The organism is Bacillus sp. USDA818B3_A (genome assembly GCF_009928415.1).
GTDB lineage: Bacteria > Bacillota > Bacilli > Bacillales > Cytobacillaceae > Neobacillus.
The window spans coordinates 613,588-637,274 of the sequence record NZ_JAABNN010000003.1 but is presented as its reverse complement, the minus strand read 5'-3'; the positions used below and the strand labels follow the sequence as shown (position 1 = coordinate 637,274).

At 40.4% G+C, this 23,687-nt stretch carries 20 protein-coding genes and 1 other annotated feature; of the genes, 15 read left to right on the top strand and 5 right to left on the bottom strand.

Annotated features, from left to right (window positions below; all coding sequences use genetic code 11):
- The first annotated feature begins 198 nt into the window (after positions 1-198).
- The 4 genes from clpX (at position 199) to yihA (ending at position 6,545) form a co-directional block, all read left to right on the top strand.
- Complete coding sequence (gene clpX, locus GXK58_RS09500; protein WP_160722039.1) at positions 199-1,458, top strand: ATP-dependent protease ATP-binding subunit ClpX; 1,260 nt, start codon at positions 199-201, stop codon at positions 1,456-1,458.
- Between the two features lie 303 nt (positions 1,459-1,761).
- Positions 1,762-3,429, top strand: a complete 1,668-nt coding sequence (gene lonB, locus GXK58_RS09495) for an ATP-dependent protease LonB (protein WP_160722037.1) — start codon at positions 1,762-1,764, stop codon at positions 3,427-3,429.
- Positions 3,430-3,639: 210 nt separating this feature from the next.
- Positions 3,640-5,967, top strand: coding sequence for an endopeptidase La (gene lon, locus GXK58_RS09490; RefSeq protein WP_160722035.1), 2,328 nt, complete (start codon positions 3,640-3,642; stop codon positions 5,965-5,967).
- On the top strand, positions 5,964-6,545 hold the full coding sequence (yihA, locus tag GXK58_RS09485) for a ribosome biogenesis GTP-binding protein YihA/YsxC (RefSeq protein ID WP_160722033.1): 582 nt from the start codon (positions 5,964-5,966) through the stop codon (positions 6,543-6,545). Before lon ends, yihA begins: the two co-directional genes overlap by 4 nt.
- 242 nt (positions 6,546-6,787) lie before the next feature.
- Here yihA and GXK58_RS09480 read toward each other — a convergent pair whose 3' ends face one another.
- Entirely contained in the window at positions 6,788-7,276 is a 489-nt protein-coding gene (locus tag GXK58_RS09480; protein WP_160722031.1) for a LiaI-LiaF-like domain-containing protein, read from the bottom strand.
- Positions 7,277-7,546: 270 nt separating this feature from the next.
- Between GXK58_RS09480 and hemA the strand changes: the two genes are divergently transcribed.
- The 8 genes from hemA to ysxE all read left to right on the top strand — a co-directional run bounded on the left by hemA (position 7,547) and on the right by ysxE (position 16,191).
- Positions 7,547-8,890, top strand: coding sequence for a glutamyl-tRNA reductase (gene hemA, locus GXK58_RS09475; RefSeq protein WP_160722029.1), 1,344 nt, complete (start codon positions 7,547-7,549; stop codon positions 8,888-8,890).
- Positions 8,891-8,902: 12 nt separating this feature from the next.
- Positions 8,903-9,736: a cytochrome C assembly family protein gene (locus GXK58_RS09470; protein WP_160722027.1), complete on the top strand. Its 834-nt coding sequence runs from the start codon at positions 8,903-8,905 to the stop codon at positions 9,734-9,736.
- A gap of 14 nt (positions 9,737-9,750) precedes the next feature.
- Entirely contained in the window at positions 9,751-10,689 is a 939-nt protein-coding gene (gene hemC, locus GXK58_RS09465; protein WP_160722025.1) for a hydroxymethylbilane synthase, read from the top strand.
- A complete protein-coding gene (locus GXK58_RS09460; RefSeq protein ID WP_160722023.1) occupies positions 10,682-11,455 on the top strand; it encodes a uroporphyrinogen-III synthase in 774 nt (257 codons plus the stop codon). Before hemC ends, GXK58_RS09460 begins: the two co-directional genes overlap by 8 nt.
- Positions 11,456-11,529: 74 nt before the next feature.
- Positions 11,530-12,510 (top strand): porphobilinogen synthase, encoded by a 981-nt coding sequence (gene hemB / locus GXK58_RS09455; protein ID WP_160722021.1) that lies wholly within the window; start codon positions 11,530-11,532, stop codon positions 12,508-12,510.
- A gap of 25 nt (positions 12,511-12,535) precedes the next feature.
- Positions 12,536-13,822, top strand: coding sequence for a glutamate-1-semialdehyde 2,1-aminomutase (hemL, locus tag GXK58_RS09450; RefSeq protein ID WP_160722019.1), 1,287 nt, complete (start codon positions 12,536-12,538; stop codon positions 13,820-13,822).
- A 140-nt stretch (positions 13,823-13,962) separates the two neighbouring features.
- Complete coding sequence (gene spoVID / locus GXK58_RS09445; protein ID WP_160722017.1) at positions 13,963-15,063, top strand: stage VI sporulation protein D; 1,101 nt, start codon at positions 13,963-13,965, stop codon at positions 15,061-15,063.
- Positions 15,064-15,150: 87 nt separating this feature from the next.
- Positions 15,151-16,191, top strand: a complete 1,041-nt coding sequence (gene ysxE / locus GXK58_RS09440) for a spore coat protein YsxE (RefSeq protein ID WP_160722015.1) — start codon at positions 15,151-15,153, stop codon at positions 16,189-16,191.
- 17 nt (positions 16,192-16,208) lie between these two features.
- Here ysxE and GXK58_RS09435 read toward each other — a convergent pair whose 3' ends face one another.
- Positions 16,209-16,403, bottom strand: a complete 195-nt coding sequence (locus GXK58_RS09435; protein ID WP_160722013.1) for a hypothetical protein — start codon at positions 16,401-16,403, stop codon at positions 16,209-16,211.
- Positions 16,404-16,566: 163 nt separating this feature from the next.
- Positions 16,567-16,803, top strand: a binding site (T-box leader).
- Between the two features lie 37 nt (positions 16,804-16,840).
- On the opposite strand from GXK58_RS09435, the gene GXK58_RS09430 reads away from it, so the two are divergent.
- Positions 16,841-19,483 carry a valine--tRNA ligase gene (locus GXK58_RS09430; protein ID WP_160722011.1) on the top strand — a complete coding sequence of 881 codons (2,643 nt, stop codon included), beginning with the start codon at positions 16,841-16,843 and terminating at the stop codon, positions 19,481-19,483.
- A 63-nt stretch (positions 19,484-19,546) separates the two neighbouring features.
- Positions 19,547-20,845, top strand: a complete 1,299-nt coding sequence (locus GXK58_RS09425; protein ID WP_160722009.1) for a bifunctional folylpolyglutamate synthase/dihydrofolate synthase — start codon at positions 19,547-19,549, stop codon at positions 20,843-20,845.
- 50 nt (positions 20,846-20,895) lie between these two features.
- On the opposite strand, the gene GXK58_RS09420 is transcribed toward GXK58_RS09425, so the two are convergent.
- From GXK58_RS09420 to GXK58_RS09410, 3 genes are read right to left on the bottom strand one after another with little or no spacing between them, the layout of a single operon-like run.
- A complete protein-coding gene (locus GXK58_RS09420) occupies positions 20,896-21,822 on the bottom strand; it encodes a hypothetical protein (RefSeq protein ID WP_160722007.1) in 927 nt (308 codons plus the stop codon).
- Positions 21,823-21,832: 10 nt separating this feature from the next.
- On the bottom strand, positions 21,833-22,303 hold the full coding sequence (locus GXK58_RS09415; protein ID WP_160722005.1) for a PilW family protein: 471 nt from the start codon (positions 22,301-22,303) through the stop codon (positions 21,833-21,835).
- 15 nt (positions 22,304-22,318) lie between these two features.
- Positions 22,319-22,741, bottom strand: a complete 423-nt coding sequence (locus tag GXK58_RS09410; protein ID WP_160722003.1) for a PulJ/GspJ family protein — start codon at positions 22,739-22,741, stop codon at positions 22,319-22,321.
- A gap of 157 nt (positions 22,742-22,898) precedes the next feature.
- On the opposite strand from GXK58_RS09410, the gene GXK58_RS09405 reads away from it, so the two are divergent.
- Positions 22,899-23,678, top strand: a complete 780-nt coding sequence (locus GXK58_RS09405) for a hypothetical protein (protein ID WP_160722001.1) — start codon at positions 22,899-22,901, stop codon at positions 23,676-23,678.
- Positions 23,679-23,687 lie beyond the last annotated feature (9 nt).

Sequence of the window (23,687 nt, the reverse complement as noted above, 5' to 3'; positions counted from 1 at the left end):
GTACATATTTTTACATGATTACACAACAAACTTGAGAAAAAGAAGACATACTTGTTAAAGCGTTTTATTTCCAGTCTGTTAGCCTAATGTGTTACAATGCAAAATACATACCTTTGAAAGATAGAAAAAAACTCGGACTTTGTTTGTGTAATTCACGAGCTTCAATAGGTTTTTAACACGTGTTAAGGGGTGAAAGAATTGTTTAAATTTAATGATGAAAAAGGACAGTTAAAGTGTTCCTTCTGTGGAAAAACACAGGATCAAGTTCGTAAATTAGTGGCTGGCCCGGGTGTATATATATGTGATGAATGCATCGAGCTTTGCACGGAGATCGTAGAGGAAGAACTTGGAACAGAAGAGGAAGTAGAATTCAAAGACGTACCAAAACCAAAAGAAATTTATGAAATTCTTAAAGATTACGTCATTGGCCAAGACAAGGCGAAAAAATCTCTTTCCGTAGCGGTCTATAACCACTACAAGCGTATCAATTCAAATAGCAAAATTGATGATGTGGAACTTTCAAAAAGTAACATCTGTATGATTGGGCCGACTGGTTCTGGTAAGACGTTATTAGCGCAAACATTAGCGCGCATCTTGAATGTGCCATTTGCCATTGCTGATGCAACCTCTCTCACTGAAGCTGGTTATGTAGGTGAAGATGTTGAAAACATCCTGCTAAAATTAATTCAGGCTGCTGATTATGATGTAGAAAAAGCTGAAAAAGGCATCATTTACATCGATGAAATCGATAAAATTGCCCGTAAGTCTGAAAATCCATCTATTACTAGAGATGTTTCCGGTGAAGGTGTGCAGCAGGCACTATTAAAAATTCTTGAAGGCACAGTTGCAAGTGTTCCGCCACAAGGGGGAAGAAAGCACCCTCATCAAGAATTTATCCAAATCGATACCACTAACATCTTATTTATTTGTGGTGGTGCGTTTGACGGAATTGAACCTATTATTAAACGCCGTTTAGGCCAGAAAGTAATCGGTTTTGGTTCTGAAGTGAAGCAGGAAGAAGTGGCACAAAAAGAACTACTTTCAAAGGTATTGCCAGAAGACTTACTTCGTTTTGGATTAATTCCAGAATTTATTGGACGTCTTCCAGTTATTGCGAGCCTTGAGCAATTAGACGAGGAAGCTTTAATTGAAATCCTGACAAAACCAAAAAATGCATTAGTGAAGCAATATCAAAAAATGCTTGAAATCGATGATGTTGAGCTTGAGTTTGAAGAAGGCGCTCTAAATGAAATCGCGAAAAAGGCAATCGAACGCAAAACAGGCGCTCGTGGTTTACGTTCGATTATTGAAGGCATTATGCTGGATGTTATGTATGACCTGCCTTCACGCGACGACATCACAAAGTGTATTATTACTAAAGAAACCGTTCTAGGCAGCAGTGTACCTAAGTTAGTCTTAGAAGATGGAACGGTTGTTGTTGAAGAAAAATCTGCGTAATGAAGTGAGACCTGGCTTATCAAGCCGGGTCTTTTTGTGTGATTCTGAGTCCCTATTTATAAATGAATGCGAAAATTTACAAAAATGAGCCAATCATCATATGAAAGGACCATTAAACTGGGAATATGGCCAATCTCCATTATAAGAAAGCCATTTTCTCCGGAAAAATGGGTAAATCAACCTGTACGATGAACGATAGAACACTCCCCATGTATCGATTTGTTTTTACATTATTGGTTTATTCCGCCACTCTAAAGGAAATACTTCTTACTATAGATGAGTACAGTTGTAGGAGGGAATATAATGAGTTGGACGGGGATTGCCTTATTTATACAGCTCTTTTTCGGTATTATCATAGGGCTCTATTTTTGGAATTTGCTGAGGAGCCAGCGCACACAAAAGGTATCCATTGATCGGGAATCCCGAAAAGAGATGGAACAGCTTCGCAAAATGAGATCAATATCCTTAACAGAACCGTTATCTGAGAAAGTTCGTCCTACCAGTTTTAATGATATTGTAGGCCAAGAGGATGGTATAAAGTCATTGAAAGCTGCCTTATGCGGACCCAATCCGCAGCATGTGATTATTTATGGACCTCCTGGGGTCGGGAAAACGGCCGCTGCCCGTCTCGTATTGGAGGAAGCGAAAAAGAATGCTAAGTCACCATTTAAACCACAGTCTGTTTTTATTGAGCTAGATGCAACAACCGCTCGATTTGATGAAAGAGGGATCGCGGACCCGCTGATTGGATCCGTTCATGATCCGATTTATCAAGGTGCCGGGGCGATGGGACAAGCAGGAATTCCACAGCCGAAACAAGGGGCGGTTACCAATGCGCATGGTGGCGTTCTCTTTATTGACGAAATTGGTGAATTACATCCGATTCAAATGAATAAGCTGTTAAAAGTGTTGGAGGACCGCAAAGTATTTCTTGAAAGTGCTTACTATCATGAAGAAAATACACAGATTCCAACCCATATTCATGATATTTTTAAAAACGGACTACCGGCGGATTTTCGTTTAATCGGGGCTACGACCAGAACACCAAGTGAAATTCCTCCAGCGATCCGTTCACGCTGTATGGAAGTCTTCTTCCGTGATTTAAATCAAGAAGAGATTATAACGGTGGCCCAAAAAGCAGCCGATAAAGTCAATATGGAAATAAGCGAAAATGGTGTAAATACGCTATCTACATATGCAAGAAATGGCCGGGAAACGGTCAATATGATTCAAATTGCTGCCGGGCTGGCCATTACGGAAGATCGCGGCTTCATTAAAGACGAAGATATTGAATGGGTCATTCATTCCAGCCAGATGACGCCAAGAATGGAAAGAAAAATTAATGATATCTCACATATAGGCCTCGTAAATGGCTTAGCGGTTTATGGTCCGAATTCTGGAGCATTACTTGAAATTGAGGTCACCGTCATTCCGGCGAAGGAAAAGGGCTCAATTAATATTACAGGAATTGTTGAAGAAGAAAGTATAGGCAGTCAGGGCAAGTCGATCCGCCGCAAAAGTATGGCGCGTGGTTCAATTGAAAATGTACTCACGGTATTACGCTCAATGGGAGTACCGGCAAATGATTATGATATCCATGTTAATTTCCCAGGCGGTGTGCCGATTGATGGCCCATCTGCAGGAATTGCCATGGCAACGGGAATTTACTCGGCCATTTATAAAATCCCGATTGATAACACAGTAGCCATGACTGGAGAAATTAGTATTCATGGAAATGTAAAGCCGATTGGCGGTGTATATCCGAAGGTAAAGGCTGCTAAAAAAGCTGGGGCAAGAACAGTTATTATCCCAGAAGAAAATATGCAAACCATCTTAAATGAAATCGAGGGCATCAATATTGTCCCTGTAACCCATCTTCAACAGGTATTTGATCTTGCTTTAGTTCCGTCCTTTCCAAAAACCGAGGCCATTCCTGCTTCGATTGAATTATCAAAAAAAGAGTCTATCTAGAAAAAACTTCGGTTTGGTTCAAAAGATCAAACCGAAGTTTTTTTTGAGAAAGAAAATGATGTGGTTGGGGAAAATAATTATATTGAAAAAGAATCAACAGACACTCTCTAAAAATAGACACATAAGCACCAAATAAGATAGAATTGTACAACAAAGACTATTCTGCTTTGCAGTAGAAAATAAAAGGATTGCATGTGGAGGTGCAGTAAAATGGCGAAACAGAATGAATTAATCGTCCCCCTCCTGCCGCTTCGAGGATTGCTGGTCTATCCGACAATGGTTCTTCACTTGGATGTTGGCCGTGAAAAATCTGTGCAAGCACTCGAAAAAGCAATGGTAGATGACCATTTGATATTTTTAACTACACAAAAGGATGTCTCAATTGACGAACCTGCCGAAGAGGATCTATACAAATTGGGAACTTTGACAAAGGTTAAGCAGATGTTAAAGCTTCCTAATGGTACGATCCGCGTGCTAGTAGAAGGTTTAAATAGAGCTGAAGTGGTTTCATTTTATGAAGAAGAAGACTATTATTCCGTAAGTATTGCTACCTACGATGAACCGGATACAAAAGATGTAGAAGACCAAGCATTGATGAGAACGATGCTGGAATATTTTGAGCAATACATAAAGTTATCGAAAAAGGTTTCTGCAGAAACCTATGCAACGGTTGCTGATATTGAAGAACCGGGGCGGATGGCAGATATTATTGCTTCACACCTTCCGATTAAGCTAAAAGAAAAGCAAGAAATTCTTGAGATGATTGATGTTAAAGAACGGATGAACCGTGTCATTGATACCATTCATAATGAAAAAGAGGTTCTTAATCTTGAGAAAAAAATTGGCCAGCGTGTCAAACGTTCTATGGAAAGAACGCAAAAGGAATACTACCTTCGCGAACAAATGAAGGCGATTCAAAAGGAACTTGGCGATAAGGAAGGCAAAACCGGAGAAATTTCGGAACTCAAAAAGAAAATTGAAGAGGCAGGCATGCCGGAGCATGTCATGACTGCAGCAAACAGAGAACTTGACCGTTATGAAAAGGTACCAGCAAGCTCTGCTGAAAGTGCGGTCATTCGAAATTATATTGACTGGCTGATTGCTTTGCCATGGTCCAAAAAAACAGAGGACGATATCGATATCCTTCGGGCTGAAAAGATTCTAAATGAAGAACATTTTGGACTTGAAAAGGTGAAAGAGCGTGTCCTTGAATATTTAGCGGTCCAAAAGCTGACTAATTCCATTAAGGGTCCAATCCTATGTCTTGCCGGACCTCCGGGAGTGGGTAAAACAAGCTTGGCGCGTTCGATTGCGACTTCGTTGAACCGTAATTTTGTCCGCGTATCACTAGGCGGTGTGCGTGATGAATCTGAAATCCGCGGTCATCGCAGAACCTATGTCGGGGCAATGCCAGGCCGAATTATTCAAGGAATGAAAAAAGCGGGGACCATTAATCCGGTCTTTTTGCTGGATGAAATTGATAAAATGTCGAGTGATTTCCGCGGTGACCCATCAAGTGCGATGCTCGAAGTATTAGACCCAGAACAAAATAGTAATTTCAGTGACCATTATATAGAAGAAACATACGATTTATCGAAGGTTATGTTTATTGCGACCGCAAATAACCTGTCGACCGTACCAGGGCCATTGTTAGATCGGATGGAGATCATCACGATTGAAGGCTATACGGAAATCGAGAAAGTTAATATTTGCCGCGATCACTTGCTGCCGCGCCAAATTAAAGAAAATGGTTTGTCTAAAGGAACTTTGCAAGTGCGCGATGAAGCGATTCTGAAAGTGATCCGCTACTATACTCGTGAAGCAGGTGTCCGGAGCCTTGAACGTCAAATGGCGACGATTTGCCGAAAAACGGCAAAAATCGTTGTAGCTGGTGAGAAAAAGCGCGTGATCATTACCGAGAAGAATGTGGAGGAATTCTTAGGAAAGCCGAGATTCCACTATGGTATGGCAGAGGCCGAAGATCAAGTAGGGGTAGCAACTGGGTTAGCGTATACCACTGTTGGCGGCGATACCTTGCAGATTGAAGTCGCCTTATCTCCTGGTAAAGGAAAACTTGCTTTAACAGGTAAGCTGGGAGATGTCATGAAAGAATCGGCGCAAGCGGCGTTTAGTTATGTTCGCTCCAAGGCAAGTGAGCTTGGAATTGAGGAAGACTTCCATGAAAAATATGATATTCATATCCATGTTCCTGAAGGGGCGGTCCCAAAAGATGGTCCGTCTGCCGGAATTACAATGGCAACTGCTCTTGTTTCGGCTCTGACTGGTAAACCAATCCGCCGTGAAGTGGGAATGACAGGTGAAATCACCTTAAGAGGCCGTGTTCTTCCAATCGGCGGTTTGAAGGAAAAGTCACTTAGCGCCCATCGCGCCGGGCTTAAGACGGTCATCATTCCAAAGGATAATGTCAAGGATATTGATGATATCCCTGAAAGTGTCCGAAATGATTTGGAATTTGTCCCTGTTACCCATGTCGATGAAGTTTTGAAACGTGCCCTATTAGAAGGAGAAGTTCAATGAAAGTAGTTAGTTCTGAAATAGTCATTAGTGCGGTAAAACCGGAGCAATACCCGGAAACTGAGCTTCCGGAGTTTGCGCTTGCGGGCCGCTCTAATGTGGGGAAATCTTCATTTATTAATAAGATGCTGAACCGAAAAGGGTTGGCACGGATTTCCTCAAAACCTGGTAAAACGCAGACCCTTAATTTTTATCTGATTAATGAAATCATGCATTTTGTTGATGTACCGGGTTATGGGTATGCGAAAGTATCGAAGACGGAGCGGGCGGCATGGGGCAGGATGATTGAAACCTATTTTACGACCCGTGAACAGCTTCGGGCGGTGGTTTTGATCGTTGACTTGCGTCACCCGCCAACAGTTGATGATGTGATGATGTATGATTTTCTTAAACATTATGAACTCCCTTGTATCATCATCGCAACCAAGGCTGATAAAATACCTAAAGGAAAATGGCAGAAACATTTAAAGGTAACGCGTGAGACCTTGGAATTGGAAAAGAGTGACCATATAGTGGTGTTTTCTTCGGAAACGGGTGAAGGGAAAGATCAGGTCTGGTCGATTTTGCATAGTTATATGTAACAAATCAGTAAACCCCTGCCGCTCTGGACGACCCCGAGATAGTGGGGAAATTTGAGGGCGAGAATTAAAAGTGCCGATAAATTGGCCAAAAGTGCCGATAAATTCATCAAAAGTGCCGTTAAGTTGGCTCAAAGCGCCGATAAATACATGAAAAGTGCCGATAAGTTAATCAAAAGCACTGATAAGTCCAAATAAATTCCCAAAAAAATAACCGCCTTGGCAGTTCTTACTGCCCTTGGCGGTTATTTTTTCTTTTTTAGTAAAAAATAAATACCAACAACAATTAATAGTGCCGGCCAAAACTTCCAAACTAAATTCATTCCATTTTGCAGCAAACCAAAATAGCTGGCAATCTTATCATAAAACAGCAGCAAAACAGCTATAATCAGAAATAAGAACGCTTGAAACAAGCCGTTATTGGTTTTTTGAAAACGGAAAAAGAAGCCGACAGAAATAATTAAAATTAACATACCAATTGTGTTCGTGGGCCAAAAAGCAAGATGGCCTGAAAGATGAAAATGAAGACCGAAGCCGCTCATAATCACCCCAGGGAGAATCGCATCATATTCGCCTGCAGAATAACCCTGACCCAAAAAAGCAATCCCAACAATAATCAGCAATGTCGGCCATGTATAAAATTGTTGAAAAAGAGTGAGGCCTGTCTGCTGGAGAAGAAAATAAGCCCCAAATCCAATAAGGATAATCCCAGGGAAAATTCGTTGATTTTTCATTAAAAACACCATCACTTCCAGTAAGGTTCACTTGAATCTATTCTATTTTTTTGATACTGTACATAGGGAAGTATTTTATTTTATTATTAATGTTATCTTAAGGAAGCTTTGCTAAACTATTCTTTCATATGGCTCGAAAACAACCCGAGTCTATTTTATATTAGCATATTGTTTCATTCTATGTTCACATTTTTCGAGCAAAAGTCGAAATTGCTCGTGATATAATTTTACTAGCTAATACTGAAAATCTCTTGGGGGTGTCATGAATAAATGCATATTGTAGCAGTCGGTCTTAACTATAAAACTGCCCCTGTCGAAATCCGTGAGCGGTTGACATTCAATGAAACCGATCTTGTGGATGCCATCAAACAACTAAATACGAAAAAGAGCATCCTAGAAAATATCATCTTATCAACATGTAATCGTACGGAAATATATGCGGTCGTCGATCAGCTACACACAGGCCGCTATTATATAAAAGAGTTTCTATCTGAATGGTTTGGAATTGAGCAATCAGAATTTTCATCGTTTCTGTTTGTCTACGAAGACGATGGTGCTGTAGAACATCTCTTTAACGTAACATGTGGACTAAACTCGATGGTATTAGGAGAAACTCAAATTCTTGGACAGGTACGAACAAGCTTTATGCTGTCACAACAAGAAGAAACCATTGGTTCAGTGTTCAATCACCTCTTTAAACAAGCAGTAACGCTTGGTAAACGGGCGCACTCTGAAACGGAGATTGGTGCCAATGCTGTTTCTGTCAGCTACGCTGCAGTCGAACTTGCCAAGAAAATCTTCGGTTCACTTGAGAATAAGCATGTGCTGATTTTTGGTGCAGGTAAAATGGGAGAACTTGCTGCCCAGAATTTGCACGGCAACGGTGTAAAAAAGGTAACCGTCATTAACCGTACTTTCGAAAAAGCACAAGTGCTTGCCGGCCGCTTTAACGGTGTGGCTAAAAATCTAACCGAATTAGAAAAATCACTAACTGATGCCGATATCTTAATCAGTTCAACAGGGTCCAAGGACTTTGTCATTTCCAAAGAGATGATGGCAAAAGTGGAGAAAAAGCGCAAAGGTAAACCATTATTTATGGTTGATATTGCCGTCCCTCGTGATTTAGATCCACGAATCTCCGAGTTAGAGAATATCTTTTTATATGATATTGATGATTTAGAAGGTATTGTCGAGGCCAACTTGCAGGAACGTCAGAAAGCGGCGGCCAAAATCAGGCTGATGATTGAAAAGGAAATCGTCGATTTCAACCAGTGGCTTGGTACACTTGGTGTTGTCCCAGTTATTTCAGCATTAAGGGAAAAAGCACTAGCGATTCAGGCAGATACGATGGAAAGTCTTGAGCGGAAGCTGCCTAACCTATCGGACCGCGATATAAAAGTGTTAAATAAACATACAAAGAGCATTATCAACCAGATGTTAAAGGATCCTATTTTACAAGCGAAAGAATTGGCAGCAAGACCGGATGCAGATCAGGCAATGGAATTGTTTATGAAGATATTTAATATTGAAGAGCTTGTTCAGGAACAACATTCGAAAGCAGCCAAAACGACTAAAATGCCGGTTGGAACAGTTCAGGCTTCTTTTCAGTCATAAGGAGTGGTTTGGATGTTTAGCACTCTTTTGACGAGGCTTCACGAATTTACAGTTGTTCTATATGCCTTCAGTGTGTTGTTATATTTTTTCGACTTCATTCACCATAACCGGAAGGCAAACCGTATTGCTTTCTGGTTACTTGCATTTGTATGGATTTTGCAAACGGTCTTTCTATTCTTATATATGACCAAAACAGGCAGATTCCCTGTATTAACGATTTTTGAGGGACTCTATTTTTATGCCTGGGTATTGGTTACATTGTCGATCATTATCAATCACTTATTGAGGGTCGATTTTATCGTCTTTTTTACCAATATCCTTGGATTTACCGTCATGGCCATCCATACGTTCGTTCCGATGCAATACCACTCCATCGTGATGGCGAACAAGCTCGTATCGGAGCTGCTGCTGATTCATATTACAATGGCGATACTCTCTTACGGGGCATTTTCCCTGTCATTTGTTTTTTCGACCTTATACTTACTTCAATACGATTTGTTGAAACGGAAAAAGTGGGGGACACGGCTGATCCGGCTTGCGGATTTAGGGCAGCTTGAAAAATTATCATACATATTCGCAGTAACCGGGGTTCCCATGCTTCTCCTTGCCTTAATTTTGGGTCTGCAGTGGGCGTTTATAAAGGTGCCTGGCATGGCTTGGTACGATATGAAAATTATCGGATCGTTTCTGCTGTTAACGGTTTATAGTGTCTATTTATATCTGAGGATCGTAAAAAATCTCTCCGGAAAGAAATTAGCTATCTGGAATACGGGATCGTTTTTAATTGTTTTAATTAACTTTTTCTTATTTGGGCGATTATCATCGTTTCATTTATGGTACTCATAATTTAGGAGGCAATCATGAGAAAAATAATTGTTGGTTCTAGACGAAGCAAACTGGCATTAACTCAAACGAATTGGGTGATTGAGCAGCTGAAAAAGCTCAACCCCGATTACGAATTTGAAGTAAAAGAAATTGTAACTAAAGGTGATAAAATCCTTGATGTTACCTTATCAAAGGTTGGCGGAAAAGGATTATTCGTAAAAGAAATCGAGCAGGCTATGCTTGATAAAGAGATTGATATGGCTGTTCATAGTATGAAAGATATGCCGGCAGTCCTTCCGGAAGGGTTAACGATTGGATGTATTCCATTCCGTGAGGACCATCGTGATGCCTTGATTTCTACTGATCATGTAAAATTGAATGACCTAAAGCCAGGGGCCATCGTTGGAACGAGCAGTCTTCGCCGCAGTGCCCAGCTTTTAGCTAAGCGTCCGGATTTAGAAATCAAATGGATTCGCGGAAATGTGGATACTAGATTAGATAAATTAAAAACGGGTGAATATGATGCCATCATTCTAGCGGCAGCAGGACTATCCCGTCTTGGCTGGGCAAAAGAAGTAGTAACTGAATTTATCGACGCCGATATTTGTGTTCCAGCTGTAGGACAGGGCGCATTATCGATTGAATGCCGTGAAGATGACAAGGAATTACTAGAACTATTTGAAAAATTCACTTGCAAGAACACGGAAAGAGCGGTTCGTGCGGAACGTGCTTTCCTTCAAAAAATGGAAGGCGGCTGCCAGGTACCGATTGCGGGCTTTGCGCAAGTAGATAATAATGACGAAATCGTCTTAAATGTTTTAGTTGGGTCACCTGAAGGTCAAGAGATCTACAGGGAAGAACTTCGCGGACAAAATCCGGAACAGCTCGGCAACGAGGCGGCAGATTTATTAATTAAAAAAGGCGCCAAGGACCTGATTGATAGGGTTAAGCGGGAGCTAGAAGGCCGTGAGTAAATGCTCTCCTTTGCTTGAAAAAAAAGTCCTTGTACCACGAGGAAAAGGTCAAGCAAAATCATTTTCACAGCTAGTCGAAAGGTATGGAGGGATTCCTGTTGAAATCCCTCTAATTGCCTTTCGGCCGATTGAAAAAAATCACCGCCTCCAAGATTGTCTGGAGGCCCTTGATACATATGATTGGATTATTTTTACGAGCAATGTCACCGTTGAAACCTTTTTTAGCTTTTATGACCGGGAAGTAACAGCGCTCCCTAAGATTGCTGTCATCGGGAAAAAGACGGCCGAGGTTTTGAGGGAAAAGGGGATTCACGCGGCGTTTATTCCTTCGGCTTATGTCGCCGAGGTGTTCGTAAGTGAGTTTTTACCTGTTGTTGATGCAGATGCAAGGGTATTGCTTCCTAAAGGCAATTTGGCTCGGGAATATATCGCTTCATCCTTAATGGATGCAGGAGCGCAGGTCGATGAGGTTGTCATTTATGAGACCTATCTGCCCGAAGAGAGCCGTGAGAGGCTGGCTCAGATGCTAGATAATAATGAGTTAGATATCCTTACTTTTACGAGTCCGTCTACTGTGGACCATCTGATGGAGGTTGTCAGGGAGTTTGGTTTGGAGGAGAAGTTGGAAAAATGTATAATCGGCTGTATCGGACCGGTTACAGAAAAAAAGCTTCTCGAGTACGGATTGCCGGTACATGCTTCTCCGGAGGAGTATACGGTGAAGGATATGATTAAAAGCACAATTGCTTTTTTAGAAAATCAGTAAATGGTGGGTATATACTAGTGAATCAGGGAAATCCGCCAGTAATAACATTTCAAAATCTTTGGAGGTAAAAAATAATGGAACTTCAATTTCAACGTCATCGCAGACTGCGTACAAGTGCAAATATGCGTGCACTCGTCAGGGAAAACCACCTAAGACCGGATGACTTCATTTATCCGCTTTTTATCTATGAAGGTGAAAATATCCGTAAAGAAGTCTCATCCATGCCTGGAGTATTCCAAGTATCCATGGATCATCTTCATGCAGAAATGGAAGACATCATTGCCCACGGAATCAAATCGGTCTTACTATTTGGAATCCCACAAACAAAGGATGCCTGCGGAACACAAGCTTTCCATGATCACGGAATCGTACAAGTGGCGACTCGCTACATAAAAGAACACTTCCCAGAAATCATCATTGTTGCCGATACATGCCTATGCGAATACACCGACCACGGCCACTGCGGAATGGTTGAAGGAGACAAAATCCTAAACGACCAGTCATTAGATCTGCTTGTAAAAACAGCTGTTGCTCAAGCAAAAGCAGGTGCAGATATCATCGCTCCTTCCAACATGATGGACGGCTTTGTGGCAGCAATCCGTGCGGGATTAGATGAAGCCGGATTTACGGAAATTCCAATCATGTCTTATGCCGTAAAATATGCGTCTGCTTTCTACGGACCTTTCCGCGAAGCAGCAGAGGGCGCACCGCAATTTGGTGACCGTAAAACCTATCAAATGGACCCGGCAAACCGTCTGGAAGCATTCAGGGAAGCCGAATCCGATGTGGCTGAAGGCGCAGACTTCTTAATTGTGAAGCCTGGTATGCCATACCTTGATATCGTTCGTGATGTGAAAAATACCTTTAATCTGCCTGTTGTCATTTACAACGTGAGCGGTGAATATGCAATGATTAAAGCTGCAGCCCAAAATGGCTGGCTTGATGAGAAAAAGGCCGTTTTAGAGATGTTAGTTGGAATGAAGCGTGCCGGTGCTGACTTAATCATTACCTACCATGCGAAAGATGCCTGCCGCTGGTTAAAAGAAGAGGAATAAACCACTTTTGAAATGAGGGAGAAAAATGCGTTCGTATACTAAATCGATTGAAGCATTTAAAGAAGCCCAGCACCTTATGCCAGGCGGTGTAAACAGCCCGGTTCGCGCCTTTAAATCCGTCAATATGAGCCCTATTTTTATGGAAAGAGGAAAAGGCTCTAAAATCTATGATATCGATGGGAATGAATATATTGATTACGTATTGTCATGGGGTCCGCTGATTTTGGGCCACTCCAATGACAGGGTAGTCGAGGCCTTGAAAAAGACCGCTGAAATGGGTACAAGCTTTGGCGCCCCAACAGAGCTGGAAACAAAATTAGCCCAGCTTGTCATTGAGCGTGTCCCATCGATTGAAGTCGTCAGAATGGTGAACTCAGGGACCGAAGCGACAATGAGTGCACTAAGGTTAGCCCGCGGCTATACAGGACGTAACAAAATTCTAAAATTTGAAGGCTGCTACCATGGCCATGGTGATTCCCTGTTGATTAAAGCTGGCTCAGGTGTGGCGACACTCGGTTTACCTGACAGCCCGGGAGTTCCTGAGGGGATTGCAAAAAATACGATCACGGTTCCGTATAATGACCTTGAAAGTGTAAAATATGCGTTTGAACACTTTGGCGAAGATATTGCCTGTATCATCGTTGAGCCTGTGGCTGGGAACATGGGACTCGTTCCGCCGCTTCCAGGCTTCCTGGAAGGCCTTCGTGAGATTACGACGGCAAATGGTTCTTTACTTATTTTTGATGAAGTAATGACCGGCTTCCGTGTCGGCTACAATTGTGCACAAGGCTATTTCAATGTAACACCTGACATTACCTGCCTTGGCAAGGTAATCGGCGGAGGACTGCCAGTCGGAGCATACGGCGGTAAAGCAGAAATCATGCAGCAAATCGCCCCAAGCGGCCCGATTTACCAAGCAGGTACATTATCAGGAAACCCGCTTGCGATGACAGCTGGACTTGAAACGTTAAGTCAATTAACACCAGAGCACTATCAAGAGTTTATCCGTAAAGGTGACCTGCTTCAAAAGGGCTTTGAAGCAGCGGCGGAAAAATATGGTATTCCAATTAGCTTTAACCGTGCCGGTTCGATGATTGGATTCTTCTTCACTGATGAAGCGGTTATTAATTATGAAAAAGCGAAATCGTCTAATCTAGAGTTCTTTGCGGCCTATTATCGTGAAATGGCCAATCAAGGGGTATTCCTCCCACCGTCACAGTTTGAAGGCTTATTCCTATCAACAGAGCATTCTGACGAGGATATTGAAAAAACGATCCAGGCAGCTGAAGTTGCTTTTTCAAAAGTTAAATAGGCTTTTTTTAACACTCACTTTGTAAAAAGTGGGTGTTTTTTGTATTCCTGCTTGTATTTTTATCATAATTAAAAAACAATTCTCATAGAGTGAAAGTGACATAGTGATTTTACGTAAAGGATACGAAAGGAGGAGTCGCTTTGTCCCAAGAGAATCAATCGTGCCTGCGATTTTCCTTGGAGGAGTCATTGTGGTTTAGAAAAGGACAGGAAGTCGAGGAACTCATTTCGATTTCCCTAGACCCGGACATCACCATCCAGGAAAACGATCAGTACGTAACCATCCGTGGTTCGCTAGAACTAACCGGCGAATATAAAAGTTACGAAACAAGCGAAGTAAGTGAAGAAGATGCTGTGACCTCACAGAAATTTGTCGAGAGGGTAGCTGAACTCGAGGAGGAGGGATGCTGCGAGTTTTCACATCGGTTCCCTGTTGATATCACGATTCCGAATAACCGGATTCAAAGTATCTATGATATTGACGTCCTTGTAGAATCATTCGATTATTCCATCCCTGAACGCAGCTGCTTAAAGCTCTCGGCTGAATTGACGATCAGCGGACTATACGGAAATGAACAGGCCGAGCAGCAGCAAGAAGAACAAGAGTATGAGGTGCTTCACCGCTACGAAGACCAAGAAGTAGAAGAGCTGGAAGCAGAACAGCCTGAGGTCCATAGCAGTTATGAAAACAACTATTTGTTTGAAGCGGAAGCAAGAAAACCACAGGAAGAAGAACCTGTTGAAATTTTACCGAAGTTTCCTACCTTCAACTACCAGCCTCAAAAAGAGGAAGAAGAGGTACAGGAAGAAGAATATACACCTTTATTTAGCCTTCAGGAGGCTCGAAGTGAAGGCAGCAAGCCTGTAGAGGAAGTGCAAGTAGAACAAATTGTTGTGGTGGAAGAGGAAAAGACACATGAAGTGCATAAAGAAGTGGTAGTAGCTGAAGAAAGTTCTTCCTCGTCCTCTTCCTCTGAAGAACAGCCAAAGCACGTAAAAAAGAAGAAAACAGCCAAGAAAAAGAGTATGACATTAACGGAGTTCCTTGCACGCAAGGATGAAAGAAACGCGCAAACAAAACTAAAGGTATGCATCGTTCAAAAAGGAGATACGGTTGCAAGTTTAGCTGACCGCTATGATGTGACCGTTCCAAACTTGCTTAGAGTTAATAATCTTGAGTTAAATCAAGATGTGTCCGTTGGTCAAGTCCTATACATCCCAGTAACATTTGCAAAAAATTAACGAAGTAAAGGTGAGCGGGTTTTCATAAACCTGCTCAGCTTGTTTTTACTATTACCTCGCCTTTCTTTGAAAGAGAGATGACATCTCATGAGTGATATGAATCGGTTAGAAGAAGTGGCACCGATTTTAAAAAATTATCTTGTGGAGCCTTACTTTGTAGAGGACTATGGGATTGTTCAAAAAGTATATTCCAATAAGGGCACGTTTGCATTAAAAAAAATCCCACCCACGATAGGGACAGATTTTATCCGGCATGTGCACCTGTTATACCAAAAGGGCTTCAACCGCATCGTCCCGATCTACCCAACGATGGACGGCAGATATGCGGTTCTCCATGAAAATAATCTTTACTATTTAATGCCGTGGATGCCCAATCAGCAAAAAGAAAACCGCGACCAGAAAAATCAAGAGCTTTTTCGGGAGCTGGCCCGGCTTCATACCCTTTCCGCCAAGGAAGTGACGGTAAGCAAGGAAGAGCGCTCCGAACATTATGAAACTACGATCCAGCAGCTTGAAAAACAGCAGGAATTTCTCGATGGGTTTATTGATGAATGTGAAAAGAAGACGTATATGTCGCCATTTCAATTGTTATATTGTCTGTACTACAACGAAATCAGCCAGGCACTTCGTTTCTCGAAAGCCAAATTCGAGGAATGGTACGAAAATACGAAAGACGCCGAAAAGGCACGGATGGTCATTACCCATGGGAAATTATCTTCTGAGCATTTTCTTTACGATGACAGGGGGTACGGCTTTTTTATTAATTTTGAAAATGCCCGTTACGGATCCCCTATTCATGATCTCCTACCCTATTTATCGAGGGCCTTGAATACAAGACCGCAGCGGAATGATACAGCCATTGATTGGGTTTATCATTACTTTAAGTATTTCCCTTATAAGGAAGATGAGAAGCTATTATTTAACAGCTATTTAGCCTTGCCGGTTCCCATTATGCAAGTGGCCGAGAGCTATTATAAAAAGCAGGGAAAAAAGAATGAAATGAAGTTTGTCAGAAAGCTCCAAGAGCAATATTGGCATCTCAAAAATTCAGAGTATGTTGTGATGCGGATGACAGAAATCGAGAATCAGCGAAAGCAGGCAAAAGAAGGAGCCCAGCAGCAGTCATAATCTGCCTGTTGGGCTCCTTAAATAATTTCAAAATAGATGGAAACAGCTATCACAAGAAAAATCATTAACAGCAAGACATCCAGCACGGTCGGTAAGAACAGGGTGCGGATAAATTGAAAGATACTAAAGGGAATAATTAATTGGGCGGCAATCCTGCGCGAAGTAATGAACCAGGGACGGTATTTGTATTTGTGAAATTTATTATGCTTCAAGTTTGGGGTACCTCCCTAAGAATAATAAAATATTTATTTATATATATTCCAAAAGCCTATATAAGTTCTCCTCTTATTACATAAGGTATAAAATATAAAAAAATTGTCCATCATGATTGACGTCACTCCCCTTTTTTGGGTAGTATAACAATATAATTTAATTATCAAAGCAACGACAGGGAAGAGTACAATGCACTCCTTGCTTAAAGAGAGGGAAATCAATAGCTGGAAGATTTCCTAAGCGGAACGTTGGAAGGTCGCCCATGAGCTTCTTCTGCGAACGGATAAAATCCAAGTAGTTGAAGACGGATAAAATCCGTTATCTATGTTAAGAGCCAATCTAAGTTTTTCTGATTGGAAAAAAGGTGGTACCGCGAAGCAAACTCCATTCGTCCTTTTATGACGAGTGGGGTTTTTTATGTTAAGGAGGAAATAAAATGGAAACAAAGGAATTAACAATGCCGACCAAGTATGATCCGCAAACGATTGAAAAAGGTCGTTATGAGTGGTGGCTAAAAGGCAAATTTTTTGAAGCAAAGGACGATGAAGGCAAACAGCCATACACCATCGTAATCCCGCCGCCAAACGTTACCGGAAAGCTTCATTTAGGTCATGCATGGGATACAACCCTGCAAGATATTCTGACACGTATGAAACGGATGCAGGGTTATGATGTTCTTTGGCTTCCAGGCATGGACCATGCGGGTATCGCAACCCAGGCGAAAGTAGAAGAGAAACTTCGCAGCGAAGGAAAAAGCCGTTATGATTTAGGCCGCGAAAAATTTGTTGAAGAAACATGGAAGTGGAAGGAAGAATATGCTTCCCACATCCGCCAGCAATGGTCGAAATTAGGCTTAGGCCTTGATTACAGCCGTGAGCGTTTTACTTTAGATGAAGGCCTTTCTGATGCGGTTAAAGAAGTATTTGTCACCCTTTATAAAAAAGGTTTAATCTATCGCGGTGAATACATTATTAACTGGGACCCTTCCACAAAAACTGCTCTATCTGATATCGAAGTAATCTACAAGGATGTTCAAGGTGGGTTTTATCATATGAATTACCCGCTTGCAGATGGTTCCGGCCAGATTGAAGTTGCAACAACACGTCCGGAAACGATGCTTGGAGATACTGCCGTTGCCGTTCATCCAGAAGATGACCGCTACAAGCACTTAATCGGCAAAACTGTCATCCTGCCAATCGTTGGCCGCGAGATTCCAATCGTTGGTGATGATTATGTGGATATGGAATTCGGTTCAGGTGCTGTAAAAATTACACCTGCACACGATCCTAATGATTTTGAACTTGGTAACCGCCATAACTTAGAGCGTATCCTCGTTATGAATGAAGATGGTTCTATGAATGAAAAAGCAGGTAAATATCAAGGTCTAGACCGCTTTGAATGCCGTAAACAAATCGTTAAAGACCTGCAAGAACAAGGCGTTCTTTTCAAAATTGAGGAGCATATGCATTCCGTTGGTCATTCCGAGCGCAGCGGCGCTGTAGTTGAACCATATCTATCAACTCAATGGTTCGTAAAGATGCAGCCGCTCGCAGACGAAGCAATTGCACTTCAGGAAAAAGAAAATAAAGTAAACTTCGTTCCGGATCGTTTTGAAAAAACTTACCTTCGCTGGATGGAAAATATCCGCGACTGGTGTATTTCTAGACAGCTTTGGTGGGGCCATCGTATTCCAGCCTGGTATCACAAGCAAACAGGAGAAGTTTACGTTGGAACAGAAGCACCAGCAGATGCTGAAAACTGGGAACAGGATAAAGATGTACTAGATACATGGTTCAGTTCTGCCTTATGGCCGTTCTCTACTATGGGCTGGCCAAACGAAGAAGCGGCTGATTATAAGCGCTACTTCCCAACCGATGCATTAGTAACAGGTTATGACATCATCTTCTTCTGGGTTTCCCGGATGATTTTCCAAAGTATCGAGTTCACCGGCGAACGCCCATTTAAAGATGTACTGATTCACGGTTTAGTTCGTGACGAACAAGGTCGTAAGATGAGTAAATCCCTTGGCAACGGTGTTGATCCAATGGATGTTATTGAGAAGTATGGTGCAGATGCTCTACGTTATTTCTTATCAACAGGAAGCTCACCTGGTCAAGATTTACGTTTCAGCTTTGAAAAAGTTGAGTCCACTTGGAACTTTGCTAATAAAATCTGGAATGCTTCCCGCTTTGCGTTAATGAACATGGACGGCTTAACCTATGAGGAAATTGATTTCAGTGGTGAAAAATCCGTTGCAGATAAATGGATTTTAACTCGTCTAAATGAAACGATTGAGCATGTAACAAGACTTTCTGAGCGTTATGAATTCGGTGAAGTAGGCCGTGCTCTATATAATTTCATCTGGGATGACTTCTGTGATTGGTACATTGAAATGGCGAAGCTGCCACTATATGGGGAAGATGAAGCAGCCAAGAAAACAACTCGTTCCATCCTGGCTTATGTATTAGACAACACCATGCGTTTGTTACATCCATTCATGCCGTTTATCACGGAGGAAATTTGGCAGAACCTTCCGCATGCTGGTGAATCCATTACAACTGCAGCGTGGCCGGTTGTTAAACCAGAGCTTACTGATGAGCAGTCAGCCCAAGATATGAAATTACTTGTGGAAATGATTCGCTCAGTACGAAACATCCGTGCAGAAGTGAATACACCAATGAGCAAGAAAATCAAGATGCTTGTAAAAGCTAAGGATGAAGCAGTTCTAAAGGCAGTCGAAGAAAACCGCAGCTATATTGAACGCTTCTGTAATCCTGAAGAGCTGACAATGGGTGTGGATATCGAAGTACCAGAAAAAGCGATGACCGCCGTAGTAACTGGCTTAGAAATTATCCTGCCGCTAGAAGGCTTGATTAATATCGATGAAGAGATTGCCCGCCTAAATAAAGAATTAGACCGCCTAAATAAAGAAGTCGAGCGAGTTCAGAAGAAGTTAGGCAACGAAGGCTTTATGAAAAAGGCCCCTGAAAGTGTAGTTGCCGAGGAACGGGCAAAAGAGAAAGATTATCTAGAAAAGAGAGATACGGTTGAAGCCCGTATTAAAGAGTTAAGAGGATAACAAGTTAAGCGAGACGAATTCCATTCTGGATTCGTCTCGCTTACATAAAAGGGGTGTACAAAAATGTTTACAACTTATCAAGAAGCCCTCGATTGGATACATGGGAGATTAAGATTAGGGATTAAGCCCGGCTTAACACGAATGGAATGGATGATGGATAGGCTCGGCTCTCCGGAAAAGAAAATCAAGGCGGTCCATGTCGGCGGAACAAATGGAAAAGGCTCCACAGTTACCTTTTTACGATCGATTCTACAGGCAGGGGGATATACGGTTGGAACATTTACCTCGCCGTACATTGAACAATTTAATGAACGGATTAGTGTCAATGGCATACCTATCAGTGATGAGGAAATTTTAGAGCTGACCAATGTTATTAAGCCACTCTCAGATGAATTGGAAGGAACGGAACTAGGCGGTCCAACGGAGTTCGAAGTAATCACGGCAATGGCCTTTTACTATTTCGCCAATACAAACAATATCGACATTGTTATTTTTGAAGTGGGGTTAGGCGGGCGGTTTGATTCCACGAATATCATCCAACCGTTAGCTTCGATTATTACAAACATAGGATTAGACCATACCAATATCCTTGGGGATACCTACGAGGAGATCGCTTTTGAAAAAGCAGGGATTATTAAAAATAATACACCGATCTTTACAGCTGTGAAACATCCTGGTGCCTTGAAGGTGATTGAGGAGGCTGCAGAAAAGATGTCTGCTCCTATCTTCCGATTAAATCAAGAATTCCAGATCTCTGGACATGAATCGATCGCTAAAGGTGAAGTTTTTACCGTAAAAACGAAAACTCTATCTTATGAAGAACTAAAGATAAGTATGATTGGCCAGCATCAAACGGAAAATGCATCATTAGCTGTTCTTGCTGCCGACTTTTTAAACCAAGCAGGGTTTCAAGTAACAGAGGCATCTATTCGAAGGGGATTAAATGAAGCCTATTGGCCAGGCAGATTTGAAATTCTTTCGGAAAATCCGCTGGTGGTGATTGATGGGGCTCATAATAAGGAAGGTATTACGGCTTTAATCCATGAGCTTTCTAACCGATTTAAAGATCGAAGCATTCAAATTGTATTTGCCGCTATGAGAGATAAGAAATTGGATGAGATGATTGCGATGCTTGATGGGATTGCCGAACAAATTTCTTTTGTAAGCTTTGATTTTCCTCGTGCTGCTAAGGCTGAGGAATTGCTTAAAATTAGTAAGTCAGATAACAAACTGGCAGTAGATGACTGGAAGTCATACTTGATTGAGAAGATAAAAAATGTGGAATTAAACGAGGTCCTTGTAGTCACAGGTTCTCTTTATTTTATCTCAGAAGCAAAACCATTCATATGTAATAACATATAAGGGGAAGTAAAAAAAGCCAATTCTCGTAGTGAATTGGCTTTTTAAATGATTTAATAAGTAACTGTTACCCCACTCTCGGGATTTACAGTCCAGCTAGAATTTGTATTTTGACAAGAATTTTTAAAATAGGTAGAGAAGTCAGGATAATCTACGAGTTTATTATCTTTAACAGTATAAATATTTCCATAAATACATATATCAGCTTGACCAGCAATCTTATCTATCCTTGGTGTATCGGAAAGGAATATAGCATCCCCATATATCTTAAGGTTTGTATTTCCGTTTACGGAAGTAATCTTATTTATTATTGCGGTCTCTTGAACAATAACTTGAGAACCCCCGTTTATCTCCAGGGTATTAAAATATGCGCTTTTAACTACAGTTAAGATATTATTTCCAACGATTGTAAGACCTGAAGTGAATTTAACCCCAAGTGGATACTGAGTTGATGGGAATGTAATAGAATAATTTAGTTTATTAATTCCAGGATCAGTAAATGCTAAATAATCTGGCATATCCTTTCCAATTCTAATTTGAGAAATGGAAATAGTACCTTGAAGTTGTTTAGTTTCCCCAGATGAAGTGGTCCCAGTGCTTATAAATTTGAATTTAAATTGTCCTACATTGGAGCATTGTATGGGTGCAACCTTATCAATTTTATATTTATTATTTGTAGAATCAATTGGTTTAGAAGAATAAAGACTAGTCTTAAGAGTTTCCTGGTTTAAAAATTCAGTACAAAAGTCTTTATTGTTGACCTTAATGGCTGCTTGCGTATCGTTTATAAGTGTGTTTATTGCAGTTTGGTAATAAGTAATTCCCATTTCAGCAAGATCAGTGGCTTTATTAATATTGTCAGATTTATAGACCTGCTTATTTGTCGTTAAAACAGCCCCACTTAATGCAAGTCCTAAAATCATTGAAAGGGTAATAATTAACAAAACGATAACTAAAGCGTAGCCTCTTTCATTTTTCATGTGATTCTCCCTAATACCTTTTAATAAATGTATCATATTCTTTTTCTTGGCCCTTAAACTTTAAAGTTACCTTAACAGATTTATATTCAGTTTGTGATGTGTTGATAGATACACTTTTAGTGACCTTATCAAAAATCTTAATAATTTTGTTATCTTTATAATTATAAAGATAAATATACTCAATTTGGTCATCACCTAATTGGTTAGATGCCGATGGAGCACCAATAAAGTAAGAGCCATCATCAACACCATTCGCTGTATTATCAAAATACTTTAATTCATATATAACATTTTTGGTATGATAACTTTTTATAGTTGAAAAAATTAGGTTTACTTGTTGCTCCTCTTTATTTTTTTGGGAAATTTTAATGTAATTTTTATTAACACCAAAAAAAACACTATATATCACAGAAGTAATAATAAAAAGTATGGTTAATGTTGCTAAAACCTCTATCAATGTTAAACCATTTTCTTTTTTCATTTTTCATGTCCCCATTTATTTCATAAGATAGGTATACGTTTCTGATTTACTATTAGTATTAGGATCTTTAACAGTTATCTTAAATTGAATTAGATTATCCGGGATATTTACATCCGAAGCTTTTGTCTTTATTACTGCTGTTATTGTGTATGGAGTAACTATTGGATCTATTGGTTTAATTATTGCATCTAATTGTAGTTTGTTTAGTGTGGTTACTTTGGTTATGTCAATGTTACTTTTCGATACATTATCTTCCACGAGATTTATATACATTTGAGCCGTTTGCATTGTCCCCAATTTCTCTTCATTTTTCTTACTAAATAAAGATGACTGAGTAAAAAAGCCCATAAATGTGGTTAAAATTATTCCTAATAACACAATTGAAATTAGGACCTCTATCAGGGTTAGTCCTTTTTGGCTATGGAAATTTTTCGTCATAAAAATTCTCCGCCTTCTTCTTTTAAATTACTTAATAGTATTATACAATATTTATTAGTCGATTTTTGTCTTTATTTTGCTTAATTTGACAAATAATTTATGGTAATAAATTAGTTATTTATAGGATGAAAAGACTAGTATAAGGTGGAGTGTATGGATGCAAACAATGATATGGGCCATTAGTTCTATGGTTGTTCTAATGTTGATTAGCTTTTTTATACCAATAGGATATTCTCTTAAAGGAAAAGTTTTAGTGGTTATTACTAGCTTTCTTTTATCACTTGTTGGACTTTTAGCTCTAAAAATATTACCAATTTGGGAGACGGGCCTAATAACTTTTGCGCTTATTTGTATTGCTACTTACCTTATGAATAGTCGAATGGAGCCGTTTATTATTAAGGCGGATAAGGAAGTTTATGGGATTAATGCTGAAATCGTAGTAGCTCAACATCAACTTAGTCAAAGTTCTACGGGTATTAAAGATGATATTTTGTTGGAACTTAATAAAGAAGCATTATTACCCATTGCTACTAATTTTAATTTGGAAAATGATTTGTTAGCAGATTCTAATTCTTCACTCAAAATGAATGACTTGTTAGAAATTGATAGAGAATCAGAAATAATTAATCTAGATAACCCCATTATGTTTCCTCCAGAAAATTATGAAAATAAAGAAATAGAATTAGATAAGCCGGAAGAAGACTATCTTTCGGAGATTGAAAGCTTAATAGAAATTGAGAATGAATTTAAACAGGAAGAAAAGTTGGAGGACGTAGAAGACTTACAACCTTTAAACTTGGAGGAGAAAATCCCTTTGCAAAATGAAGAACCCGATAATCAGTTAGATGATTCTCTATTTGATTTTCTTCTTGCTGAAAAAGAAGTGGCTGTTGAACTTGAGGATTCTACAAAGGAAAAGATTAGTATTCAGAAGTAATCAAGTGTT